The following is a 20,629-nucleotide window of genomic DNA, read 5'->3' as shown; positions in this document are numbered from 1 at the left end:
CACAGTAGGCAATATCTAGCTCTAAATAAATAATGTGCTAGTATAGTCCTCTACTCAGTTGTAAAATTAATTAATATCATGACGATACAAAACCTTTCTATTACTCAAAAAATCACAGCTTTAGGCAGTGTTATTGCTATATGCGTAGCGGCACTGATTGGCTTGACCTCTTTATACAGCTCTAAAGACATAATTGAGCAACGTATGATCGAGTCAGAGCTACCTAGTAAACTGCAAACAATCAGTAATCATATAGGCGGTGAAATTAACGAGTTACTTGGTGCTGCTCAGCAACTATCATCAAACGAATTTGTTTTACAATGGGCTCAGTCTAGTAATCAAGACGACACTTTATTATTAAAAGAATTAAATCGTGTTGCCCAGCAATACGATTTAGCAACAGCATCTTGGGCAAATAGAGACACTGCACAGTACTGGAACCAAAATGGTTTTTTGCGTGTGTTAAAAAACGATACAGCTGATGGCTGGTTTTTTGCGTTCAAACAATCAAAACAACCTTATTCTATCAGTATTTATCAAGAGTCAGCCAATGATGTGAAAATGTTTGTAAATCATCAGCAAGCTAATGGTACTGGTTTAGCAGGTCTTGCAAAAAGCATCACTGATATGCAAAAGCTATTACAGCAATTTAAAATTGAGCAAACAGGTTTTGTATTTATTGCAGATAAAAATGGATTAATTCAACTTCATAAAGATGCCAATAAAGTAGCAAAAGCAAATATTGACGATTTATATACTGCAAATATTCACAGCCAACTATTTAATAGTAATGGCTTTGCACTAGAAGAAATTAGCTTAAATGGCGAACCTACTCTTATAGCTGCAACCCCAATTAAAAACACTGACTTATATGTTGTAGCTCAAGTACCAAAAAGTGAAGTATTCGCAAGTGTAAACACCCTACAATGGCAAATATTTACTTTTACAGTAATTACCGCGTTAGTTGCTAGCTTGATTAGTTACTTACTTGCTCGCTCTCTTTCATCTCCACTTTCTAAAATGGCTGAGTTATTTTCACGCTTAGGCTCTGGCGATGCAAACTTAGCGTACCGCTTACCAGAATCAAGCCAACCAGAGCTCAACAATCTAAGTAATGGCTTTAACCAGTTTATAAATAAAATAGAAACAGCGATTACTCAAGTTGCCAGTGAAAGCCACGATATTCGCCAAAGTTCTGATCATGTATTTGAACAGGCAAAACGAAACTCGCAAGCAATTGATAATCAAAAAGAGCAAACAATATCTGTCGCAGCAGCTATCAACGAAATGGGCGCTACAGTGCAAGAAATAGCACAAAGCGCAGCGAATACAGCTAAGTTAACCGATAACAGCCGTGAGAACACCATTCAAAGCCACAAACAAGTATTACAAAGCCAGGCAACTATCTCAGCCCTAGCTAGCGATATTGATGGCATAACAGAGCAAGTTACTTTGCTTTCTAAAAAAACGGTTGATATAGCAAGTATTGTGGATTCAATTAGAGGGATATCGGATCAGACTAATCTACTTGCTTTAAACGCGGCAATTGAATCTGCTCGCGCAGGTGAGCACGGCCGAGGCTTTGCTGTTGTTGCTGATGAAGTACGCGCTCTGGCAAACCGTACATCGCAATCAACCACCGAAATTCAATCTATGATTGAAGAGCTTACAAGAATATCTGATGATGTAGTTAACGATATTAGCCAATCAAAAGATAAAGCGCAGCAAAGCGTTGGAGCCATGCAAAGCTCAGTAGAATTACTCGATGCGATAGCCGAAACAGCTAATCAAATAAACGATATGGCTACGCTTATTGCAACTGCAACTGAGCAGCAAAGTAATGTGGTTGCTGATGTAGGTCGTAACATAGAGCAAATAAGTGAAATTAGCGATAAAGCAATGAGCGAGCAAATCAATACAGAGCAAGCTATTCGTGACTTGGCAAACAGCGCTCAAACACTCGATGCACTTGTCGCTACCTTTGAAAAACATCGCTAAGCAGCTATAACTGCTATATTTCCTTTGTGAGCAAAAGCTATATTAAAAGCTAGCTTTTGCCCACAGCGGATACGGTTTAATCTAAATAAATTAACTAAATGATTTTAGTGTCGCCGGTATTAAATGCTAAAACGTATGCTTCTTTTTTGGCTCTAGGGAGCTTTTTTAATTGATACTCAAGTTTACTTGCTTCACTTTTATTACCAACTTGTTGTTGATGAATAAGTAAAAGCGGCCCTTTCCCTCTAAGGTTTTTGGCCCCTTTGCCGGCTTGATGAGTTGCAAAGCGTTTTTCAACATTAGTTGTGATCCCTGTGTACCAATGACCAAATCGTGTCTCAACTATATATAAAAACCAAGTAGACTCCGTTTTTAAAATATTCGTTTCGATGTGCTGTAAACTTTTTTCATTATTTATGGTCAAAACATTACCTTAACGCCCTTAACATAAAACAATTGCTTAAAAGGGTTTTACCTTCAGTGACTAATCGGTATCATGCAGATTATAAAAAATAAGGATCACAACTAACAATGCAGTCGTTAAAAACTTTTTCTCTTTGGCTTATCGTTGCTTTAACACTTAGCTCAGCAGCAGGTTGCTCTAGCTGGGTATACCGAATTAACATCCCACAAGGCAACTTTTTAGAGCAATCGGATGTTGAAAAACTTCGTGTAAATATGACTCGAGAGCAAGTTGTTTACGTATTAGGCAGACCTATTGCCGAAGACGCCTTTGATAACAATACTTGGCGTTATATTTACAGCTTCAATAAAGGCCGTAAAAACGAGCAAAATAAAGAGTTAGTAATTAACTTTGAAAATGAAAAGTTAGTTTCAATTTCAGGTGATTATGACCAACCTGAAAACTTTACTACACCGCTCGAGCAATAAATTTCTCAAGTGGTAAAAAAAGGTGAGCATGGCTCACCTTTTTTATTGGTTTATTTAAAAGCTTTTACCATTTTAAACAACGTCAGCGTGTGATTTAATCCGTTAAATTTTCCACGTTTATATCGATTTTCGTTACTTTTCGAGTGGGCGGCCACCCGTTATTTTATTTGCACGCCCTTCTTCTTTAGCTTTTTCTGCACGCTTTCTACGCGCATCTTTAGGATCTGCAATTAATGGACGATATATTTCTATACGGTCACCGTCTTTTAACTCATAGTTAGCTTTTACAGTTCGATTCCACACACCTAAAGTTAGCGATGTAGCATCTATCTCAGGGCACTTTTGTATAATACCTGACTGAATAACAGCTTGCTCGACTGTAGTCCCTAGTGGCACTTCAATTGATAAACACGTGGCCGTGGTTGGTAATGCAAATACCACCTCAACATTAATCATGCTCTCGCTCCATAAACCTGTTTTGCACGTTGAGTAAATGCACTCACCATATTTTTTGCAACATCGTTAAAAATCTTACCAAAGGCAAGCTCTATTAACTTACTTGAAAATTCAAATTCTAGTTGCAAGTGAACTTTACATGCTTTGGCGTCAAGCTCTTGAAAGTGCCAACGTCCTTTTAACATCTTAAATGGTCCATCAACAAGGCTTAGTAACACTGTTTGCTCATCAACAAAGGTGTTTTCGGTGGTAAACCACTTTTTTATACCCGCCTTGGATATTTCTAAACTCGCGGTCATGTTATTATCATGCTGTGAAACAATTTTTGAGTCTGAGCAATTTGGTAAAAACTGCGAATAAGCTTCTACATCATTAACTAGATCAAACATCTCTTTAGTGCTGTACATAACCAGCGCACTTTTTTCTATTTGTGGCATACTCACTCCCAACTGTGTGGGCGAATTTTAGCAAGCTTTGCGCGTTTCCCCAAATTTTCATGCTGCTTAAATTAAAGCTTAATTTTTAAAAGCATTATTAAAAAATCGATGTAAAACATCTCACATTACGTATATTATAGGGCACTATGGCTAAGAAAAATTCATCAAAATCGACAAGTAATACCATCGCGCTAAACAAAAAAGCGCGACATGAGTATTTTTTACACGATAAGTTTGAAGCAGGTGTTGAACTACAAGGCTGGGAAGTAAAAAGTATCCGAGCAGGTAAGGTAAACATCACCGAAACTTATATTCATCTTAAAAATGGCGAAGCATTTTTGCTTGGCGCGCAAATCCAGCCACTTAATAGTGCATCAACCCATGTAATTTGCGATCCGTTGCGTTATCGTAAGTTACTATTAAGCAGACGCGAACTTGACCGTCTACTCGGTGCAACAGAGCGAGATGGCTATTCATTAATAGCTACAGCTATGTACTGGAAAAAATGTTGGGTAAAACTTGAATTTCATCTAGCAAAAGGTAAAAAGTTGCACGATAAACGTGACGACGGGAAAAATAAAGATTGGTCTCGCGAAAAAGAACGTTTAATGAAACACAAAGTATAAGCACAGCGCCTAACTAACAAGTTAGGCGTTTTTTTATTAAAAAACCAACTATTATTTGTTTTATTAATATACAACAAGATTACTATTCATTCAGAATATACATGTAAATAATTTATTACAATTTTATTGTGAATTAATTAATTTAATTATTACTCGCATTTAGGCTGTATTTGTTATTTCCAAAATAAAGCATATGCGCCTATTTCAACCTTCTTCAGCGCATAACATCTGTTTTAAAATCATCCAAAAACACACAAAAAACCATACTAAAATCACATTTCAGTCTAATTGCTAACACTTAAGTTACATGATATTAATGTCGTCGCTTGTTATATCAATCCGCTTAAATATGGGATTTATTTAACAATTTAAAAAGGATTGGTATAGAGCAACTAAATTTATAACATATCAACAAGGACTTAAGGATGAAGCAATCAACTGCATTTACACCTAGCTTAATTGCAGGTGCTACAATCGCACTTTCAGCAGGTTTTACAACAACAACTTACGCTGCTGAAGAAGCTAAAAAAGTAGAGCGCATTGAAGTAACTGGCTCACGAATCAAACGTTCAGATATCGAAGGACCTTCTCCGGTTCAATCAATCGCAAGAGCTGATATTGAGAACATGGGTTATGACAACCTACAACAACTCCTCGAAAGAATGCCTGTCGCGGGTAGCGGTACTTTCTCAACACGTGGTAACAACCAAGACTCAACTGCAAATGGGTCTGCTGCTGTTAGTTTACGTGGCTTAGGTGCTGATGCTACGCTCGTACTAATCAATGGCCGTCGTGTATCTATTAGTGCATTTGCCGAAGGTATCACAAACTCATTTGTAGATATTAACAGTATCCCAGTTTCTGCCATTGAGCGAATCGATATACTAAAAGATGGTGCTTCAGCTATCTACGGCTCAGACGCAGTGGCGGGTGTGGTAAACGTAATCTTGAAAAAAGACATTGACGGTGTTGAAGTTAATTTGGGCTACGGTGGTACTGATGGTCCCAATTATGAAGAAACAACAGCAAGTTTAGTATGGGGTACTACTAGCGAGAAAAGTAGCGCGTCAGTTATTATCGATTACTTTAAAAATACATCTCTTTCTTCTGATGAAATGGGCAGCTTAGGTACAGCAAATCAATCACCTTATGGTGGTGAAGATTTTCGCTCATCTCGTGGCTTCCCTGGATATTTTTATGTAGACGGTGTTAAAACAATTGATCCGGCTTGTCCTGCTGAAAATGCAACTTCAAGCGGCAGTTGTTTATTTGATTACGGCCCCTACGGTTATATCGCACCAGCGTCTGAACGCGTGGGTGCTATTTCTCAATTTGAATATAACTTTGATAATGGCATTACGGGCTTTTTAGAAATGGCAGTACAGCACAATACGTCTGTTGCGGCCGGAGCCCCTACTCCACTTGATGAAGATGCAGGCTTAACTGTCCCAGCTAGCCACCCTAACAATCCATTTGGTGAAGACATTCAAATTGGTCGTTACCGTACAGTTGATGCTGGCGCACGCCAATGGGATATTGAATCAGATACTCTTCGCTTTGTTGCAGGGCTTAGAGGTGAGTTTAATGACTGGAGCTGGGAAACTGCTGTACAAAAAGGCCGAAGTAAATCTTTGCAAACAGGTGATAGAACACAAGGTTGGGTGCGTACTGATTTCTTACAACAAGAAATTGATGCAGGAAACTACAATCCATTTGGTGGCACATACAACGACCCTGCTGTAATTGATCGTATTACAACAAGCTTAGTGCGTCGTGGTGAGTCTCACATGACTTCCTTTGATGCAAACATTACAGGTGAAGCATTTAGTTTTGGCGATGATGTAGTAATGATGGCTGCAGGTATTGAGTACCGTGAAGAAGACGTTAATGACATTCCAGATGATCAATTTCAACGTGGTTTAATATTTGGCACAGAGTCTGTATCTGCATCTGCAGATCGTGAACAATACGCAGCCTATGTCGAGTTTTCTATCCCTCTTGCTGATAATTTAGAGCTACAACTTGCTGGCCGTTACGATGACTACAGTGACTTCGGTACAACAACAAACCCTAAAGTAGCTCTTCGCTGGGCGCCTACTGATGAAATCACAGTGCGTGGCTCTTGGGCACAAGGCTTTAGAGCGCCTTCTTTGGCACAAGTTGGTTTAGGTCCATCTCAAGAAAGCCAATTCTTTGTAGATACATACCGATGTGAAGCAACGGGCCTTGATTGTGATGCACTTGATTACAACATTGAATTTGCTGGTAACCCTGACCTTGAAGCTGAAGAATCAGAATCATGGAATGTCGGCTTTATTTGGGCGCCTTCTGCTGAGTTTGGTTTAAGTGTCGATGTGTGGAGCATCACTCAAGATAACAAAATTGATGAGCAAGAGTTTGGTCCAATTTATAACTCTGAGTGTAATAACCAAGATAGTACTGTATGTGTGCGCTTAACACCTACAGGTGGCGATAGCTTAGGAACAATTCAAAAAATTTACAGCACATTTGAAAACGTTTCTTCGCAAGAAGTATCTGGAGTTGATGTTTCAGCTAACTACAATCACTCACTTGATGACTTAGGTTTATTGAAATTTAATTTAGAATGGGCATACCAAAATAAATTTGAAAAAGATGGCCGCGATTACACCGGTGAGTATGGCTATCCAGAGCACCGCTGGATTTTCTCTACAAACTGGGAAATTGGCGAGTTTAATACAAACGTAAACATCAGTTATGTAGGTGAGTTTGAAGATACCCCTGATATTGATTTTGACGGTAATTTAGACTTTGATAGCAATACATCACGTATGATTGATTCGCAAACATTGGTAGACTTACAAACATCTTATCGTGTTACTGACTCAACTAAAGTATCGCTAGGTGTAAATAACTTATTTGATGAAGAGCCACCATTTGCAATTGGTGATGGCGACGCTGATCTATACGGTTATGCCTCAGGTGTACACAACCCTAGAGGCCGATACTTCTACACTAAAGTTAGTTTCTCGTTTTAACTTTGCGAGCTTATTTTAAAGTGAGCTAACGCTACAAATAAAAAAACCGCCAATTGGCGGTTTTTTTATTTAAAACTAAGGGCTAAATTATAGCTCGCCTTCGTTTTCAGATAAGAACTTAGCAACGCCTTCAGGGCTTGCGTCCATACCTTTTTTACCTTCAGTCCAACCAGCAGGACATACTTCACCGTGCTCAGTGTGGAACGCTAGCGCATCAACCATGCGAAGCATTTCGTCGATGTTACGACCTAGTGGTAAATCGTTCACTACTTGGTGACGTACGTTACCTTCTTCATCAATTAAGAAAGAACCACGGAACGCAACACCCGCTTCTGGATGCTCAACGTCATATGCTTTACAAATTTCGTGTTTAACGTCTGCAACTAGTGCGTATTGAACTTTACCAATACCGCCGTCTGCAACAGCAGTGTTACGCCATGCGTTATGTGAGAATTGTGAATCGATAGAAACACCAATTACTTCTACGCCACGCTTTTGAAACTCTTCAAAACGCTTATCAAATGCAATAAGTTCAGAAGGACATACAAACGTGAAATCTAGTGGGTAAAAGAAGATAACTGCTTTTTTACCTTTAATTGTTTCATGAAGGTTATAGCTATCTACAATTTCACCGTTACCAAGAACAGCTGCAGCGGTAAAGTCTGGTGCCTGGCGGCCTACTAATACACCCATTTTATTCTCCAAATATTTTGAGTTTGTTTTCAATTGCTTTCGCAATGCTGGTACTTATATGGGCGCTAAAAATTAAAAACCAATAGCGCATACATATAATTAATTGGCATTCTAAAGTTATTCACTGCAAAAGAACAATCGCATTTAACGATGTGAGCAATCGAAAATAACGAACACTTGCAACTTGCACTAATATGCTTAAATAATAGGTCTATTTTAAAGGGTAAGTTGCGTTGTAACTAAGTAGAAATTTTAAAAATATCGAAGTGGTTTATACATTAAACTTTTTAGAATTTCATATACGGTGGCGCTAAATTTTATAGATATAAAAAAACCTGCAAATGCAGGTTTCTCGCTTAGACTTAGTCCATTATATCTGAGGGCATATCACCACGGATTTTTTGCCAAATCTCACCTGTTTGATGACCGTATTTACGCATCATCGAAATAGCACCATCATGCTCTTTATTTTCTGCCAAAATGGTTAAATCTTTATAAAACTGACGAGCAAGTTCACGAGTTCCGGCATCAGAGAAGTAATGACAACCAATCTTTGAATAAAAGCCTCTAAAACCATTAAGTATTAATACATAAATACGGTTATTACCCGCAACGGCTAATTCGTGATGCACTTTATAATCATAGTCGGCAAATGCTTGAGCGGTGTCTTCTAGCTCATGGCTTTGTGATAAAATTTCAATTACGCGTTCAGGATTTAACTTAATTGCAGCACGTGTATAAATAGCACTAATATTAGTACGTGCAGATAAAAGCTGATCTGTCAGCTCTGGCATCTTGTCTTCATCTAAGCGCGCTAATGTTTCAAGAATGTTTAAGCCAGACGTTTCCCAAAAGTTATTTACTTTTGTAGGTTTACCATGCTGAATTGTTAGCCAACCATCACGCGCTAAACGCTGTAGTACTTCTCTCAAGGTTGTTCTTGTAACACCAATTAACTCTGAAAGTTCTCGCTCGGCAGGTAAAATTGAACCTGGAGGGAAATCGCCGTTCCAAATGGACTCAACTATATATTCTTCAGCAAATCCTGCTGGGCTTTTCGCTTTAAAAATTCTCATCCAGTTCCCACTCGAATTAATCAACACTCATCGTTTTACACGAATAACTGACTGATTGTACCAGACGAAGCACAACTAACAAGTAAAGTAATATATATTAATAAAGCAAATGGGTAGAAATTTAAAATTAATAAATAATTAAATTTGGGTTTCTCTAATTTAGCTACAATGCATGAATATCTAGAGTAATATTCATTGTAGGTACATTGTTATTATGGAGATATTTTTATTTACGCAGCGCCTGAGCTTAATTAACTTATCCCGCACTTGCCATAAGAAAAGTACAAAAAAGTACAACCATAAAAAATTCTTTAGATGATGCATCACCTTAGTATAAGTAAGCAATATAACTGAGCTTATGTATCGATGGGAAAATAATAGAACGTCATTTAACCTTTGCTAAGGCTGAATTGAGTAGTCATTAATTTCATCTTATAAAAAGCGACTTCGGTAGCTTTTTTTTCCTTTTTGTTGCTGCATACTTTATCCTACGTCATAATCTAACGTCCTATTAAAACGCGGAATTTTTATGAACTGGCTTGCACAATTACCTACCCAACGAACCCCGTGGCTTTTATTTACAGCTATCGTTTTTTTACTTGAAGTTACCGCTCTTTTCTTTCAATACAAAATGGGGTTAGCGCCTTGCATAATGTGTATATATCAACGCACTGCAGTATTGGGGTTATTAGGCGCAGGGATTGTAGGCTCAAGTAAACCACAAAGTAAAACTGTGCGTATGATAGCGTATGTTATTTGGGGAATATCGAGTGTTTGGGGATACTTAATTGCTCGCGAACATATTGATATGCAGACCACCACAGACCCTTTTGCATTTAGCTGCGAGTTTGAACCAAATTTCCCATCATTTATGCCACTACATGAATGGATACCTAGCTTTTTTCAAGCTACCGGGGATTGTGGAAATATAGATTGGCAGTTTGTTGGCATGAGCATGCCTGCTTGGATGGAAGTGATATTTGGGATTTTCTCACTAACGCTATTTATTATAATTATTGCCCGTTTATCAATTAAAAAGTCGATTTGATATGTTTACATTTTTTTCAAGCCAATTAGACCAGCTTAAGCATTTAAAAGTACGCCAGCGTCAAGACGTAATTGCGCTTGCATTAAGTCAGCTATCGCCAACTGATAAAGTTCTATTGCGTATTATAAAGTTGCTATTACTTAGCCCACTATTTTTAATATTCACTGTATTTAAAGGTTGGATATTAATACCATTTTTGATACTTGGCGGATTGTGCTATCCACTATTAACTACACCTATTGAAATTAACTTTGCTAAAAAGCACTTAAGCGATGCGCTAAAACAATTTAATCAGGGCGCCTAGCACCCTGATTACTTTTTAGAAATATTAAAGTGAAAGTTTCCCCTCTAATTTAGCTAAAAGTTTTTTGCCAATCCCTTTAACTTGCGATAAATCACTAACGCTTTTAAATTCGCCATTTTCTTCACGATAATCCACAATTGCCTGCGCTTTTTTCTTACCTATACCAGGTAACTTAGCAAGCATCTCTGCATCAGCATTATTTATACTAATTGTCTCAGCTTGAGGCATTTGCTTAGTTACTTCTGATAATTGTGCATACGCGGTAGTCGCGGGTAGTAAACATAATAAACTTATGATGAGTAAATTTTTTAACGTTTTCATTAAACTTGCCCTTATTCTTCTTTTCTTAATTTTGAGTATTGCTCAGGAAATCAATAAATAAGGAACTGTAAAGTTCATCACTTAAAGTGTACCTAAACGCATTATCACTATGATCCGAAATCCTGAAAATGCAGCTGGTACAACAAAGTGATTGCTTAACTAAAGTAAAGTTACCGTTTTTTGTCAAATTTAAGACACCTAAAAATTAATACTTCGCGCTTGCAAATTTACTTACAAACCATTACTGTACATAAAAACAGTAATCTAATGGTTTTTTAAAAACCACGGTGCCAAGCAATTTTGCAGGAGAAATCATGGCTGTTGTTGTTAAATATGTTGTAGAACGAAACGGAGTCGAGCGTATGACGTTTACTACCAAAAAAGAAGCGGATGCTTATGACAAGATGCTCGATATAGCAGAATCACTTGAGCTGATGCTAGAAAAGGTAGACGTACCGCTTAGTGAGCAACAAATTGAATCACTTGCTTTAGAAATAGCGAAAAGCAAAGATGATTTTATGACCATATTAAAAGGTGGCAAAGATCCAGCTGTTACCAAAGCGCCAGCAAAAAGTAAAAAGTCAGATAACGTTGCATCAATTGAAGATAACAACGATAAAAAAGTAAGTTAATTCATAGAGTGTTCCCTCCTCGAACGGGACAAACTAAATAAAAAAGGGAGCAACTAAGTTGCTCCCTTTTTTATTATACTAATTCGCTTAATTAAATGATCTCTTTAGGGTGGAAAAACGTGTTGATAGCTAGGCAAAAATTCGATATTTAGTTGTACTAAATGAGAATTTTTTAACGCCGGTAGCAACACGTTTAGCCCCGCAAAATGATTAAGTATTATTGCGGATTGGTATTAATTACTACTCACTTTAAAATAAGTAGTAATTGCTAATTAAAGCTCTTTTTCTACTTCATCAAATAAAGCAGTGATGTTTTGCTCAGGCTCTTTTGTTACTAAGCTAACAACAACAATTGCAATACTCGCTAAAATAAAGCCCGGTACTATTTCGTACATAAAGCTACTTAAGCTTTCACCATTGATAGTAAATGGTCCATATATCCAAATTAGCACAGTAAATGCGCCTACTAACATACCAGCTAACGCACCAGCAAAGTTCATGCGTTTCCAATAAAGGCTAAACAATACAAGTGGTCCAAACGCAGCACCAAAGCCAGCCCACGCATTACTTACTAGGTCTAAAATAGAGCTATCTCTGTCGTAAGCTAAATAAATAGCGAACATAGCAACTACGGCAACACTTATACGGCCAACAGCAACTAGCTCTTTATCACTGGCATCTTTACGTAAGAATGTTTTATAGAAATCTTCTGTTAATGAACTTGAACTAACCAATAATTGAGATGAGATAGTACTCATAATCGCAGCCAAAATTGCAGCAAGTAAAAAGCCAGCAATAAGTGGGTGGAACAGCAACTCAGAAAGAATTAAGAAAATTGTTTCAGGGTCTTCAACTACAATGTTGTTCTCATAAGTATAAGCTGCACCAAATATACCAGTACCAACAGCACCAATGGCAGCAACAATCATCCATGTCATACCAATACGGCGTGCTTTAGGCATATCTTTAACACTACGTACCGACATAAAACGAACAATGATATGTGGTTGGCCAAAATAACCTAAACCCCAAGCCATTGCAGAAATAATACCTAATGCAGAACCTGCACCAATCCAGTTAAGCATATCTGGATTTACGCTATGTAAAGTTGATTCTAAAGGTTGTTCAAGCAAAGAGTATGCAACCGTTGGTACTAGAATAAGTGCAATGAACATAATACAACCTTGCACAAAGTCAGTTAAGCTTACAGCTAAAAAACCACCAAACAAGGTATATAAAACAACTACGCCCGTTGTAATGTATAAACCCATTTCATAAGTTAAACCAAATGAGCTTTCAAACAATTTACCACCAGCGACAACACCAGATGAAGTATAAAGAGTAAAGAAAACAATAATTACCACAGCTGATACAACACGTAATAGGTTGGATTTATCATTGAAGCGATTTGAAAAGTAGTCTGGGATGGTTATAGAGTCATTTGCTTTTTCAGTGTAAACACGTAATCTCGGTGCAACTAACAGATAGTTTAACCAAGCACCAATCACCAAGCCAATTGCTATCCATGTACTACTAAAACCAGTAACAAACATCGCACCAGGTAGGCCCATTAAAATCCAGCCACTCATATCAGATGCACCTGCAGACAGTGCAGCTACACTTGGAGATAGATTTCGTCCACCTAACATGTAACCAGATACATCGTCAGTAGATTGCTTATATGCATATAGTCCGATACCTAACATTACAATAAAATATAATGCTAGTGAAATAATCATTCCTGTTTCCAAATTAGCCTCCGCATAATTATTAATAATAGGCTTTAATCCAAATAATGACTCTTAAAATTTTATAGTTAAGACACTATTGGGGTAAAAACCATTCTCGCTGACTATATCATGCTTGATAATAAAATCTCCAACTTGTTGCCCTCACCTGATACAAAAATACTCATGTTGAATAATTTTAAAGCGAATTGGTGAAATATAATAAATTAAATACTAGAAAGACCTTAATTTTTAATGATAATTTATTAATCTAGCAAATATACGTAATGCTATTTTGAGTCTTTTGCCATATATTATTACAATAACTAATTAGATTACTCTTACGGAACTGTTTATGTATTTTTACGCTGCACGCCAACCTATTTTAGACAGAGATAAAAAGCTCATCGGGTATGAACTTTTATTTCGCGATGGCGTTGATAACGTATTTCCCGATATAGACGGTGACGAGGCAACTACACGACTAATTGAAGGTAGTCAGTTTAATTTCGGCTTAGAAGATTTAACCGACAATAAACCCGCCTATATAAATTTCACCCTAGAAACGCTATCAAAGGGCTACCCAACACTACTGGGCAAAGATACTGTAGTTGTAGAAATCCTTGAAACTGTGCAACCTGGGAAGCGATTATTAGCCATAGTGAAAGATCTAAAAGATAAAGGTTACACTATTGCTCTTGATGACTATATTCATCAGCCTGTTTGGCGCCACTTTTATCAATTTATTGATATTATTAAAATAGACTTTTTAGCATCTGATATAGATACAATAAAAACGGTTCTTAATGATTTAAAACTGCACTCGCATATTAAGTTACTTGCCGAAAAAGTAGAAACCTATGAAATTTACCAACAAGCTCTAGAGCTTGGTTTTGATTATTTCCAAGGATTTTTCTTCTCCAAACCGGAAATGGTACAAAGTAAGGCTCTACCGCCTTCAGAAATGGCATTAGCTGAATTACTTTACGAAACATCAAGCGTTGATATGGATCTTAAAAAAATCACTGATGTGTTTGAGCGTGATGTAAACCTATCTTACAAATTACTTAGGTATTCAAATTCTGCTGCCTTTGCAAGGCGTGCTGAAATAAGTACCATTAAGCAAGCCCTTATAGTGCTTGGCGCTAACGAAATTAAAAAACTATTATCATTATTATTTGCAGCGCAAGTATCAGCAGATAAACCTATAGAGCTAATTAGGCTATCGCTTACGCGCGCTCGTTTTGGTGAGTTACTCGCTATATCCCATGGACAATTTAAAGATACCGGCATGGCATTTTTAACCGGTATGATGTCTCTTATGGATGCTATTTTAGATGAGAGTATGGAAAGCGTTATGAAAAAGCTTCCACTTTCGAATGACATAAAAGCAGCCTTATTAAACGATGAAGGCTTGCTGGCAAAATATTTAAACTTAGTTAAGTATTATGAACAAGCTAACTGGTCAGCCGCAAACGAATTAACGAAAGAGCTAAACCTAGGTGAAAAAGTTCCTGATGCCTATCATGAAGCACTGACTTGGGTTAATGAGCAAATGCAGTTAGTAGTTAACGAAAAATAAGTAACCCGAACTCTGGTTAAGATATTTACTAATTTATTGAATTATAATGATATCTAAGTTTATTTTTCTCTAGCCAAAGTTCAGATTATATAAACAGTCAATAAAAACGCCAGCATTTAGCTGGCGTTTTTATCATTGGCTTCAATTATAAACTTTCTAAAAAGTCTTCATCAAAATCAGCTGGCTCTTCTTTTATAGGTGGGTTGCCATCGTACAGCTCATAAATTTGACGCTGGAAGTAAATATCTTTTACAAATAAGTACGGATCAAGTGAATCATTTAATAGCCCTTCTTGTGGTATTAAAGCTGCACGCGCCTCAACTGCTTTTAAAACAAATACTAAAATAGTTTGTGGAGTCGTTAGCGCAACTTCAGGTAATACAAAGTTATCGACTACATCACCGGTCAGGTTACGTGCTGTTGTTGGCCCCATACCTGGTAGCATTAAATAGGCGCCATCACCTACGCCCCATACACCCAACGTTTGTCCAAAGTCTTCATCGACTATTTCAAGACCTAGTGAGCTTGCAACATCAAAGATACCAAACAGACCGACAGTAGAGTTAACTAAAAAGCGTGCTAAGCTCACACTTGCATTACCCGGTTTACCTTGCAAACCCGCATTGATCATATCTACAGGTGCGGTGATATTACCTGTAAAATTAACAATACCGTTTCTTACCGGTATAGGCGTTACTTCAACATAACCTACAGCAACTGGGCGCAATAAATAAGCATCCAGTACATCCATATTAAAGTCATATAATGGACGATTAATACTTTGCAGCGGATCTCTGTCATCTACTTTGCTTTGAGGTACTTGAGCACAGCCGGCTAGTATCAATAAACATAAAAAAGTAAAACTGTGTTTTAACATCTAACGTCCTTAAGGTATTAATGTATCAATTTGAAGTTGGTAGTCACTTACACTTTCACGCTTTAACGCCTGTGAATGACCTTCTAGCTCACCAGAGCTTGGCATAACAGAGTCATCGATAGAAATACGCGCCGAAATAATAATATTTTCTGCACTAGATAAGTTAAGCCCTGCAACCATTGCACTACTATCACTCAACTCAACTGTAATTGGAAATGAATATTTAGTCAGCTTAACAGCAGCTAATGGCATAGGTGAGCCAGTTGCAGCTTTTGCAAATATAAACAAAATACCGTCTTTTGGCTGTTTATCAATAAGCTCTTTTGCAATGTCGACTGTAACTGCAATAGCACCCGTTGTAGTAGTAACTGGCATAACTGAGCCTTCACTTTGCATTTGTTGCTCAATATCAGCAATACGTTCGGAGATCATGTTATAACGTGAATCATTTTTTTCCATGCTCGCCAATAAAACTTCAAATGCAGTTTTAGCTTGCGGCCAATCTTTACGTTCATACGCTATCAGGGCTAGTAACGAAATAGCATCTAAATTAGTAGGCTCAACGTTTAGCACTTTTGAAAGCATACCTGCCGCGCGAGTCATATTAGCTTCGCTACCTTCAAGTAATAAAACCTGACTGTAACTAATAAGAACCTGCATATTATCAGGGTTCATACGTAGTGCTTTATCAAATGACTGCTGCGCCATGTCAAATTCATTAAGCGACATAGCCACTCGACCAAGTAGCATCCAAGCAACTTCATCATCGCCAGAGCGGCTAAGTTTAGTACGAAGCGCCAATGCAAAAGCCTGCAGCTCATTTTGACTAAGCGGCTCACCTTTTTGCATTACAGCACGCTCGCCATAATCAGCTAAATTATCCATTGCGTCATGCCAAGCCGAAATTTGCTGCTGACTGCCTGTAAAACTATAAAAAATCCCTGTAAGCGCAAGAACAAATGCACCGCCTGTTAAAGCAAAAATACGATTATTACCTTTGCTGTTAAGTGATTTCTCTGGTGATAGCTCGTTCAATAAGCGACGTTTTAATTCAACAATTGATTCTGCGTGATTTACGCTATCAATGCGTTGATTATCTAAATCAGTTTGCAAATCGACTAAACGCTGCTCATAAATACTAATTAATTCAGCATTGGCGTTATGAGTAATCGTTTGAACACGCTCTTTTTTTAAAAAAGGTATCATAACAAAGCTAAGAGCAACCAGTGTGAGTAAGGCAAAACACGCCCACATTAAAATCATTTAGCTTTGCTCCTGACGTTTATTTTGTTCAATTAGCTTCGCTAGCAGCATTTCATCGTCGCTGCTCCATGTTTGTTTTACTGATGCTTTTCGTTGGCGAATAACAATAAAACCAAAGCCAACAATTACAATTAACACAGGTAGTACCCACAGCACTAAAGTCGCTGGTGTAACAGGTGGGTCGTAATGAACAAAATAGCCAAAGCGGTCAATCATATAATCAATCACTTCGTCTTTACTTTTACCTTCTTTAACCAATACGAGTACTTTATCGCGCAAGTCTTTAGCAACAACAGCGTCGGAGTCCGCAATGTTTTGATTTTGACACTTAGGGCAACGTAGCTCTTTGGTTAACTCTTCAAACAATATTGCTTGTTTGTTGTTATCAAATTGATAGCGATCTTGCTGTGCAAACGCACCCATGCTTACAAAAAGGCTAAGCGTAAGTAGTAACCACTTCATTATTTAAGCTCCTGCATAATTGGCGCAAATTTAGCTCGCCATACTCGCGGATTTATATCACCGGTGTGATGTAACAAAATAGTGCCGTTTTTATCGACTAAAAAAGTTTCTGGCGCACCCGACACGCCTAAATCCAACGACAAAGTACGGTGTAAATCTAAAATATTAAATTGGTAAGGGTCACCTGCACGTTGCAGCATATCAGTGACTTCGCTGCGAAGTGATTGCATATCAAACGGGCCATCAAAATCAGAGTCGTAACCTTGTACGTAATATAGTCCAATAATTTTAACGCCTTGCTCACGTAACTTAGTTAAATAACCAAGTTCGACTAAACATGTTGGGCACCACGTACCCCATACATTTAATAAGTAAACTTCACCTTTTAACGACTCGTTGGTCCACTGCTTATTGTCTTGCATTAAATCAGGTAAATTAAACGCTGGCATTTCTTGACCTATCCGCCCTGTTTGAATTTCACGAGGGTTGGCAAAAAGACCTTGGTATAAAAATACACACACAAAAGCAAACACTAAAAGCGGCGCAATAGCTAAAATTTTACGGTTCATAAAACACTCTCCGGTACATCTTTACGGGCTGTTTTAGCTGATGTACGGTAACGTTTATCAAACAAAATCATGAAACCTGCAAATGACATAAGCACGCCACCAATCCATATCCAGCGTACAAATGGTTTATGATAAATGCGAAGTGACCATGCATCACCACTTAATTGCTCACCTAATGCTAAATATAAATCACGTTTAAAACCGGCATCTATTGCCGCCTCAGTCATAAACTGCATACCAATGTCATATTTACGTTTTTCGGCGTGTAAACGTGTTACTAGCTCATTATTTTTAAGCACAGATACAACGCCCGCATGACCGCTGTAGTTTGGCCCACGAATAGTTTTAACGCCATCAAAGCGATATTCATACTCATTAAGCTGTGCTATTTCACCCGGTTTCATCGATACATCACGCTCTACTGAATAAGCCGAGGTAAGTGTTACGCCCGCAATAATAAATGCAATACCAATATGCCCAAGTACCATAGCCCAGTAACTTACAGTAAAGCGTTTTAAGCCTTCTTTTAAGCTCCCGTGCACAGCTGCTTTGGTGTAAATATCAATCCCTGTTGATATTGCAATCCAAACCGCCAGTGTTGTCGCTAATAACGTAAGTGGTTTTACTAAATCGTAACTTGAGAATAACCAAGCGCAGGTAATCACAACACTTGCTAATACGCCCATTAATATTTTGTTTTGCAAAAAAGCCCACTTGTTTTGCTTCCAACGTAAAAGTGGTCCGATCCCCATCAAAATAGCAAACGGTACTAAAATTATTGCAAACATCTTATTAAAAAACGGTTCGCCAATAGAAATGCTACCTAAGCCCATTTCTTTATGAACCATTGGCAACAATGTACCTAACATAACAATTAATGTAGCAACAACTAAAAATATATTATTGAGCCATAAGGCCACTTCGCGCGATACCAGCTTGTATCGTCCTTCACTGTGAACTTGTGACACACGCATTGCATATAACGCCAAGCCACCACCGACAACGATGCCTAAAAAGGCGAGTATAAATAAGCCTCTATCGGGGTCTGTAGCAAACGCATGTACCGATACAATAATACCCGAGCGTACAATAAACGTACCTAGCAAACTTAAAGAGAATGCTGCAATTGCGAGTAATACGGTCCATGATTTAAATATGCCGCGCTTTTCTGTCACACTTAATGAATGCAGTAATGCGGTTGCAACAAGCCAAGGCATAAGCGCTGCGTTTTCTACTGGATCCCAAAACCACCAGCCGCCCCAGCCTAGTTCTGAATACGCCCACCAGCTACCAATAGTAAGGCCTAAACCTAAGAAACCCCACGCAGTCATCGTCCACGGGCGTGACCATTTAGCCCATGTGTTATCAAGTTTACCTGTTAACAATGCAGCTATAGCAAAAGAGAAAGCAACCGACAGCCCCACATAACCCATGTACAGTAATGGTGGATGAATAATCATACCTGGATCTTGAAGCAGCGGATTCAAGTCACGCCCTTCTACCGGAAAATAAGGAAGTAGGCGCTCAAACGGGCTTGAAAGCAGTAAGGTGTACATCATAAAACCTACACCTAAAAAGCCAAGTACACCCAGTACGCGAGCACGTAATACCCAAGGTAATGATTTAGAACGCGCTGCTACAGCAGCAGTCCAACCCGCTTGCATTACTAACCATAATAAAATAGCACCTTCATGACCGCCCCACGTAGAGGTGATTTTATAGTACCAAGGCAGCGTACTACTTGAATGATACGCTACGTAAGATACGGTAAAGTCGTCTGTTAAACTTGCATAAATAAGTGCAGCAAAAGAGATTAGTACAAAAGCAAACTGGCCTATTGCTAAAGATGGAGCCGCACGCATTAACCGAAGATTACCAGTATGCGCGCCCCAAAGAGGAAAAATACACAGTAAAACGCTTAGCACCATGGCAAGCGTTAAAGAAAAATAACCAATTTCTGGGATCATAGCTAATTACCACTATCTAAGTTGTATTTTGGTTTTTCGTGCTTAATACCTTTAACTGCCTCTGCAACTTCTGCTGGCATATATTCTTCGTCATGCTTTGCTAGCACTTCAAATGCTTCAATAACATTAGGCTCGACTAATACGCCCTGCGCTACAATGCCTTGCCCCTCACGAAACAAGTCTGGCAATATGCCTTGATAACGCACAGTCACTAATGGACCTGTATCTATTAGCTTAAAGCTTACTTGTAAGCTTTGTTCATTACGCTCAACCGTGCCTGGCACAACCATGCCGCCAATACGTAACTTTTGACCTATATGTGGTTTTTCTTTGTTAGGGCCTTTGCCATCAATTAATTCGCTTGGCGTATAAAAAAGATTAATATTTTCTTGCAGTGCATAAAGCACTAAACCAATTGACCCACCAATACCAAACAGTACGGCAATAATTACCAATAGTCGCTTTTTACGTCTTGGATTCATGAGATTTGTTCCTGCTTAGCTTTTTTAATTCGCGCTTCACGTATTATTTGTTGCTCCACTGAAGCCATAATACGTTTGGTGTCTCTCAAAGAGTTCACTAAAATACCGAGTAAAATAAGTGCGCATGTACCAAAAGAAAGCCAGACATAAAATCCATAACCTCCCATTGCAATAAAATCAGAAAAAGAGTCAAACTGCATA

At 38.2% G+C, this 20,629-nt stretch carries 22 protein-coding genes; 8 read left to right on the top strand and 14 right to left on the bottom strand.

What is annotated here, in order from left to right; all coding sequences use genetic code 11:
• Positions 1-78: 78 nt before the first annotated feature.
• Complete coding sequence (locus H5159_RS07565; RefSeq protein WP_182737838.1) at positions 79-1,998, top strand: methyl-accepting chemotaxis protein; 1,920 nt, start codon at positions 79-81, stop codon at positions 1,996-1,998.
• A 94-nt stretch (positions 1,999-2,092) separates the two neighbouring features.
• On the opposite strand, the gene H5159_RS07560 is transcribed toward H5159_RS07565, so the two are convergent.
• Positions 2,093-2,422 (bottom strand): GIY-YIG nuclease family protein, encoded by a 330-nt coding sequence (locus H5159_RS07560; protein ID WP_024594786.1) that lies wholly within the window; start codon positions 2,420-2,422, stop codon positions 2,093-2,095.
• A gap of 107 nt (positions 2,423-2,529) precedes the next feature.
• Here H5159_RS07560 and H5159_RS07555 point away from each other — a divergent pair, with 107 nt between their 5' ends.
• On the top strand, positions 2,530-2,889 hold the full coding sequence (locus H5159_RS07555) for an outer membrane protein assembly factor BamE (protein ID WP_004335706.1): 360 nt from the start codon (positions 2,530-2,532) through the stop codon (positions 2,887-2,889).
• Between the two features lie 132 nt (positions 2,890-3,021).
• Here the strand turns inward: H5159_RS07555 and H5159_RS07550 are convergent, their stop codons facing one another.
• Both H5159_RS07550 and H5159_RS07545 read right to left on the bottom strand, forming a co-directional pair.
• Complete coding sequence (locus H5159_RS07550; RefSeq protein ID WP_138488725.1) at positions 3,022-3,345, bottom strand: RnfH family protein; 324 nt, start codon at positions 3,343-3,345, stop codon at positions 3,022-3,024.
• Positions 3,342-3,782, bottom strand: a complete 441-nt coding sequence (locus tag H5159_RS07545; protein ID WP_182715998.1) for a type II toxin-antitoxin system RatA family toxin — start codon at positions 3,780-3,782, stop codon at positions 3,342-3,344. The genes H5159_RS07550 and H5159_RS07545 overlap by 4 nt, the downstream gene beginning before the upstream one ends.
• A 146-nt stretch (positions 3,783-3,928) precedes the next feature.
• On the opposite strand from H5159_RS07545, the gene smpB reads away from it, so the two are divergent.
• Together smpB and H5159_RS07535 are read left to right on the top strand one after the other, a co-directional pair.
• Entirely contained in the window at positions 3,929-4,408 is a 480-nt protein-coding gene (gene smpB / locus H5159_RS07540; protein WP_004335699.1) for an SsrA-binding protein SmpB, read from the top strand.
• Between the two features lie 425 nt (positions 4,409-4,833).
• A complete protein-coding gene (locus H5159_RS07535; protein ID WP_182737844.1) occupies positions 4,834-7,425 on the top strand; it encodes a TonB-dependent receptor in 2,592 nt (863 codons plus the stop codon).
• Positions 7,426-7,512: 87 nt separating this feature from the next.
• Here the strand turns inward: H5159_RS07535 and H5159_RS07530 are convergent, their stop codons facing one another.
• Complete coding sequence (locus H5159_RS07530) at positions 7,513-8,118, bottom strand: peroxiredoxin (RefSeq protein WP_007378637.1); 606 nt, start codon at positions 8,116-8,118, stop codon at positions 7,513-7,515.
• Between the two features lie 362 nt (positions 8,119-8,480).
• Entirely contained in the window at positions 8,481-9,194 is a 714-nt protein-coding gene (gene fadR / locus H5159_RS07525; RefSeq protein ID WP_004335692.1) for a fatty acid metabolism transcriptional regulator FadR, read from the bottom strand.
• Positions 9,195-9,723: 529 nt separating this feature from the next.
• Here fadR and dsbB point away from each other — a divergent pair.
• Both dsbB and H5159_RS07515 read left to right on the top strand, forming a co-directional pair.
• A complete protein-coding gene (gene dsbB, locus H5159_RS07520; protein WP_024595347.1) occupies positions 9,724-10,242 on the top strand; it encodes a disulfide bond formation protein DsbB in 519 nt (172 codons plus the stop codon).
• 1 nt (position 10,243) lies between these two features.
• Complete coding sequence (locus H5159_RS07515) at positions 10,244-10,546, top strand: DUF6170 family protein (protein WP_024595348.1); 303 nt, start codon at positions 10,244-10,246, stop codon at positions 10,544-10,546.
• A gap of 24 nt (positions 10,547-10,570) precedes the next feature.
• Here the strand turns inward: H5159_RS07515 and H5159_RS07510 are convergent, their stop codons facing one another.
• Entirely contained in the window at positions 10,571-10,867 is a 297-nt protein-coding gene (locus tag H5159_RS07510) for a helix-hairpin-helix domain-containing protein (RefSeq protein WP_165723515.1), read from the bottom strand.
• Between the two features lie 314 nt (positions 10,868-11,181).
• On the opposite strand from H5159_RS07510, the gene H5159_RS07505 reads away from it, so the two are divergent.
• A complete protein-coding gene (locus tag H5159_RS07505; RefSeq protein ID WP_004335683.1) occupies positions 11,182-11,499 on the top strand; it encodes a YebG family protein in 318 nt (105 codons plus the stop codon).
• A gap of 272 nt (positions 11,500-11,771) precedes the next feature.
• Here H5159_RS07505 and putP read toward each other — a convergent pair whose 3' ends face one another.
• Positions 11,772-13,250, bottom strand: coding sequence for a sodium/proline symporter PutP (gene putP, locus H5159_RS07500; RefSeq protein WP_149602304.1), 1,479 nt, complete (start codon positions 13,248-13,250; stop codon positions 11,772-11,774).
• Between the two features lie 331 nt (positions 13,251-13,581).
• Here putP and H5159_RS07495 point away from each other — a divergent pair, with 331 nt between their 5' ends.
• Positions 13,582-14,808 (top strand): EAL and HDOD domain-containing protein, encoded by a 1,227-nt coding sequence (locus H5159_RS07495; protein ID WP_182780092.1) that lies wholly within the window; start codon positions 13,582-13,584, stop codon positions 14,806-14,808.
• A 145-nt stretch (positions 14,809-14,953) separates the two neighbouring features.
• Here H5159_RS07495 and H5159_RS07490 read toward each other — a convergent pair whose 3' ends face one another.
• Genes H5159_RS07490 through ccmD form a run of 7 tightly spaced genes read right to left on the bottom strand, consistent with a single transcriptional unit; the run spans position 14,954 to position 20,628 of the window.
• Positions 14,954-15,685, bottom strand: a complete 732-nt coding sequence (locus H5159_RS07490) for a VacJ family lipoprotein (RefSeq protein ID WP_182780091.1) — start codon at positions 15,683-15,685, stop codon at positions 14,954-14,956.
• A 9-nt stretch (positions 15,686-15,694) separates the two neighbouring features.
• Positions 15,695-16,948 (bottom strand): c-type cytochrome biogenesis protein CcmI, encoded by a 1,254-nt coding sequence (ccmI, locus tag H5159_RS07485; protein WP_024595353.1) that lies wholly within the window; start codon positions 16,946-16,948, stop codon positions 15,695-15,697.
• On the bottom strand, positions 16,949-17,410 hold the full coding sequence (locus tag H5159_RS07480; protein WP_002959280.1) for a cytochrome c-type biogenesis protein: 462 nt from the start codon (positions 17,408-17,410) through the stop codon (positions 16,949-16,951).
• A complete protein-coding gene (locus tag H5159_RS07475; RefSeq protein WP_024595354.1) occupies positions 17,410-17,979 on the bottom strand; it encodes a redoxin family protein in 570 nt (189 codons plus the stop codon). Before H5159_RS07475 ends, H5159_RS07480 begins: the two co-directional genes overlap by 1 nt.
• Positions 17,976-19,946 carry a heme lyase CcmF/NrfE family subunit gene (locus H5159_RS07470; RefSeq protein WP_002959282.1) on the bottom strand — a complete coding sequence of 657 codons (1,971 nt, stop codon included), beginning with the start codon at positions 19,944-19,946 and terminating at the stop codon, positions 17,976-17,978. Before H5159_RS07470 ends, H5159_RS07475 begins: the two co-directional genes overlap by 4 nt.
• Before the next feature lie 2 nt (positions 19,947-19,948).
• Positions 19,949-20,428, bottom strand: a complete 480-nt coding sequence (gene ccmE / locus H5159_RS07465) for a cytochrome c maturation protein CcmE (RefSeq protein WP_002959283.1) — start codon at positions 20,426-20,428, stop codon at positions 19,949-19,951.
• Positions 20,425-20,628 carry a heme exporter protein CcmD gene (gene ccmD / locus H5159_RS07460; RefSeq protein ID WP_002959284.1) on the bottom strand — a complete coding sequence of 68 codons (204 nt, stop codon included), beginning with the start codon at positions 20,626-20,628 and terminating at the stop codon, positions 20,425-20,427. Before ccmD ends, ccmE begins: the two co-directional genes overlap by 4 nt.
• Position 20,629 lies beyond the last annotated feature (1 nt).

This window comes from Pseudoalteromonas sp. SG43-1 (assembly GCF_014164415.1).
Taxonomy (GTDB): domain Bacteria; phylum Pseudomonadota; class Gammaproteobacteria; order Enterobacterales; family Alteromonadaceae; genus Pseudoalteromonas; species Pseudoalteromonas distincta.
This window is presented reverse-complemented; position numbering and strand designations above follow the sequence as displayed.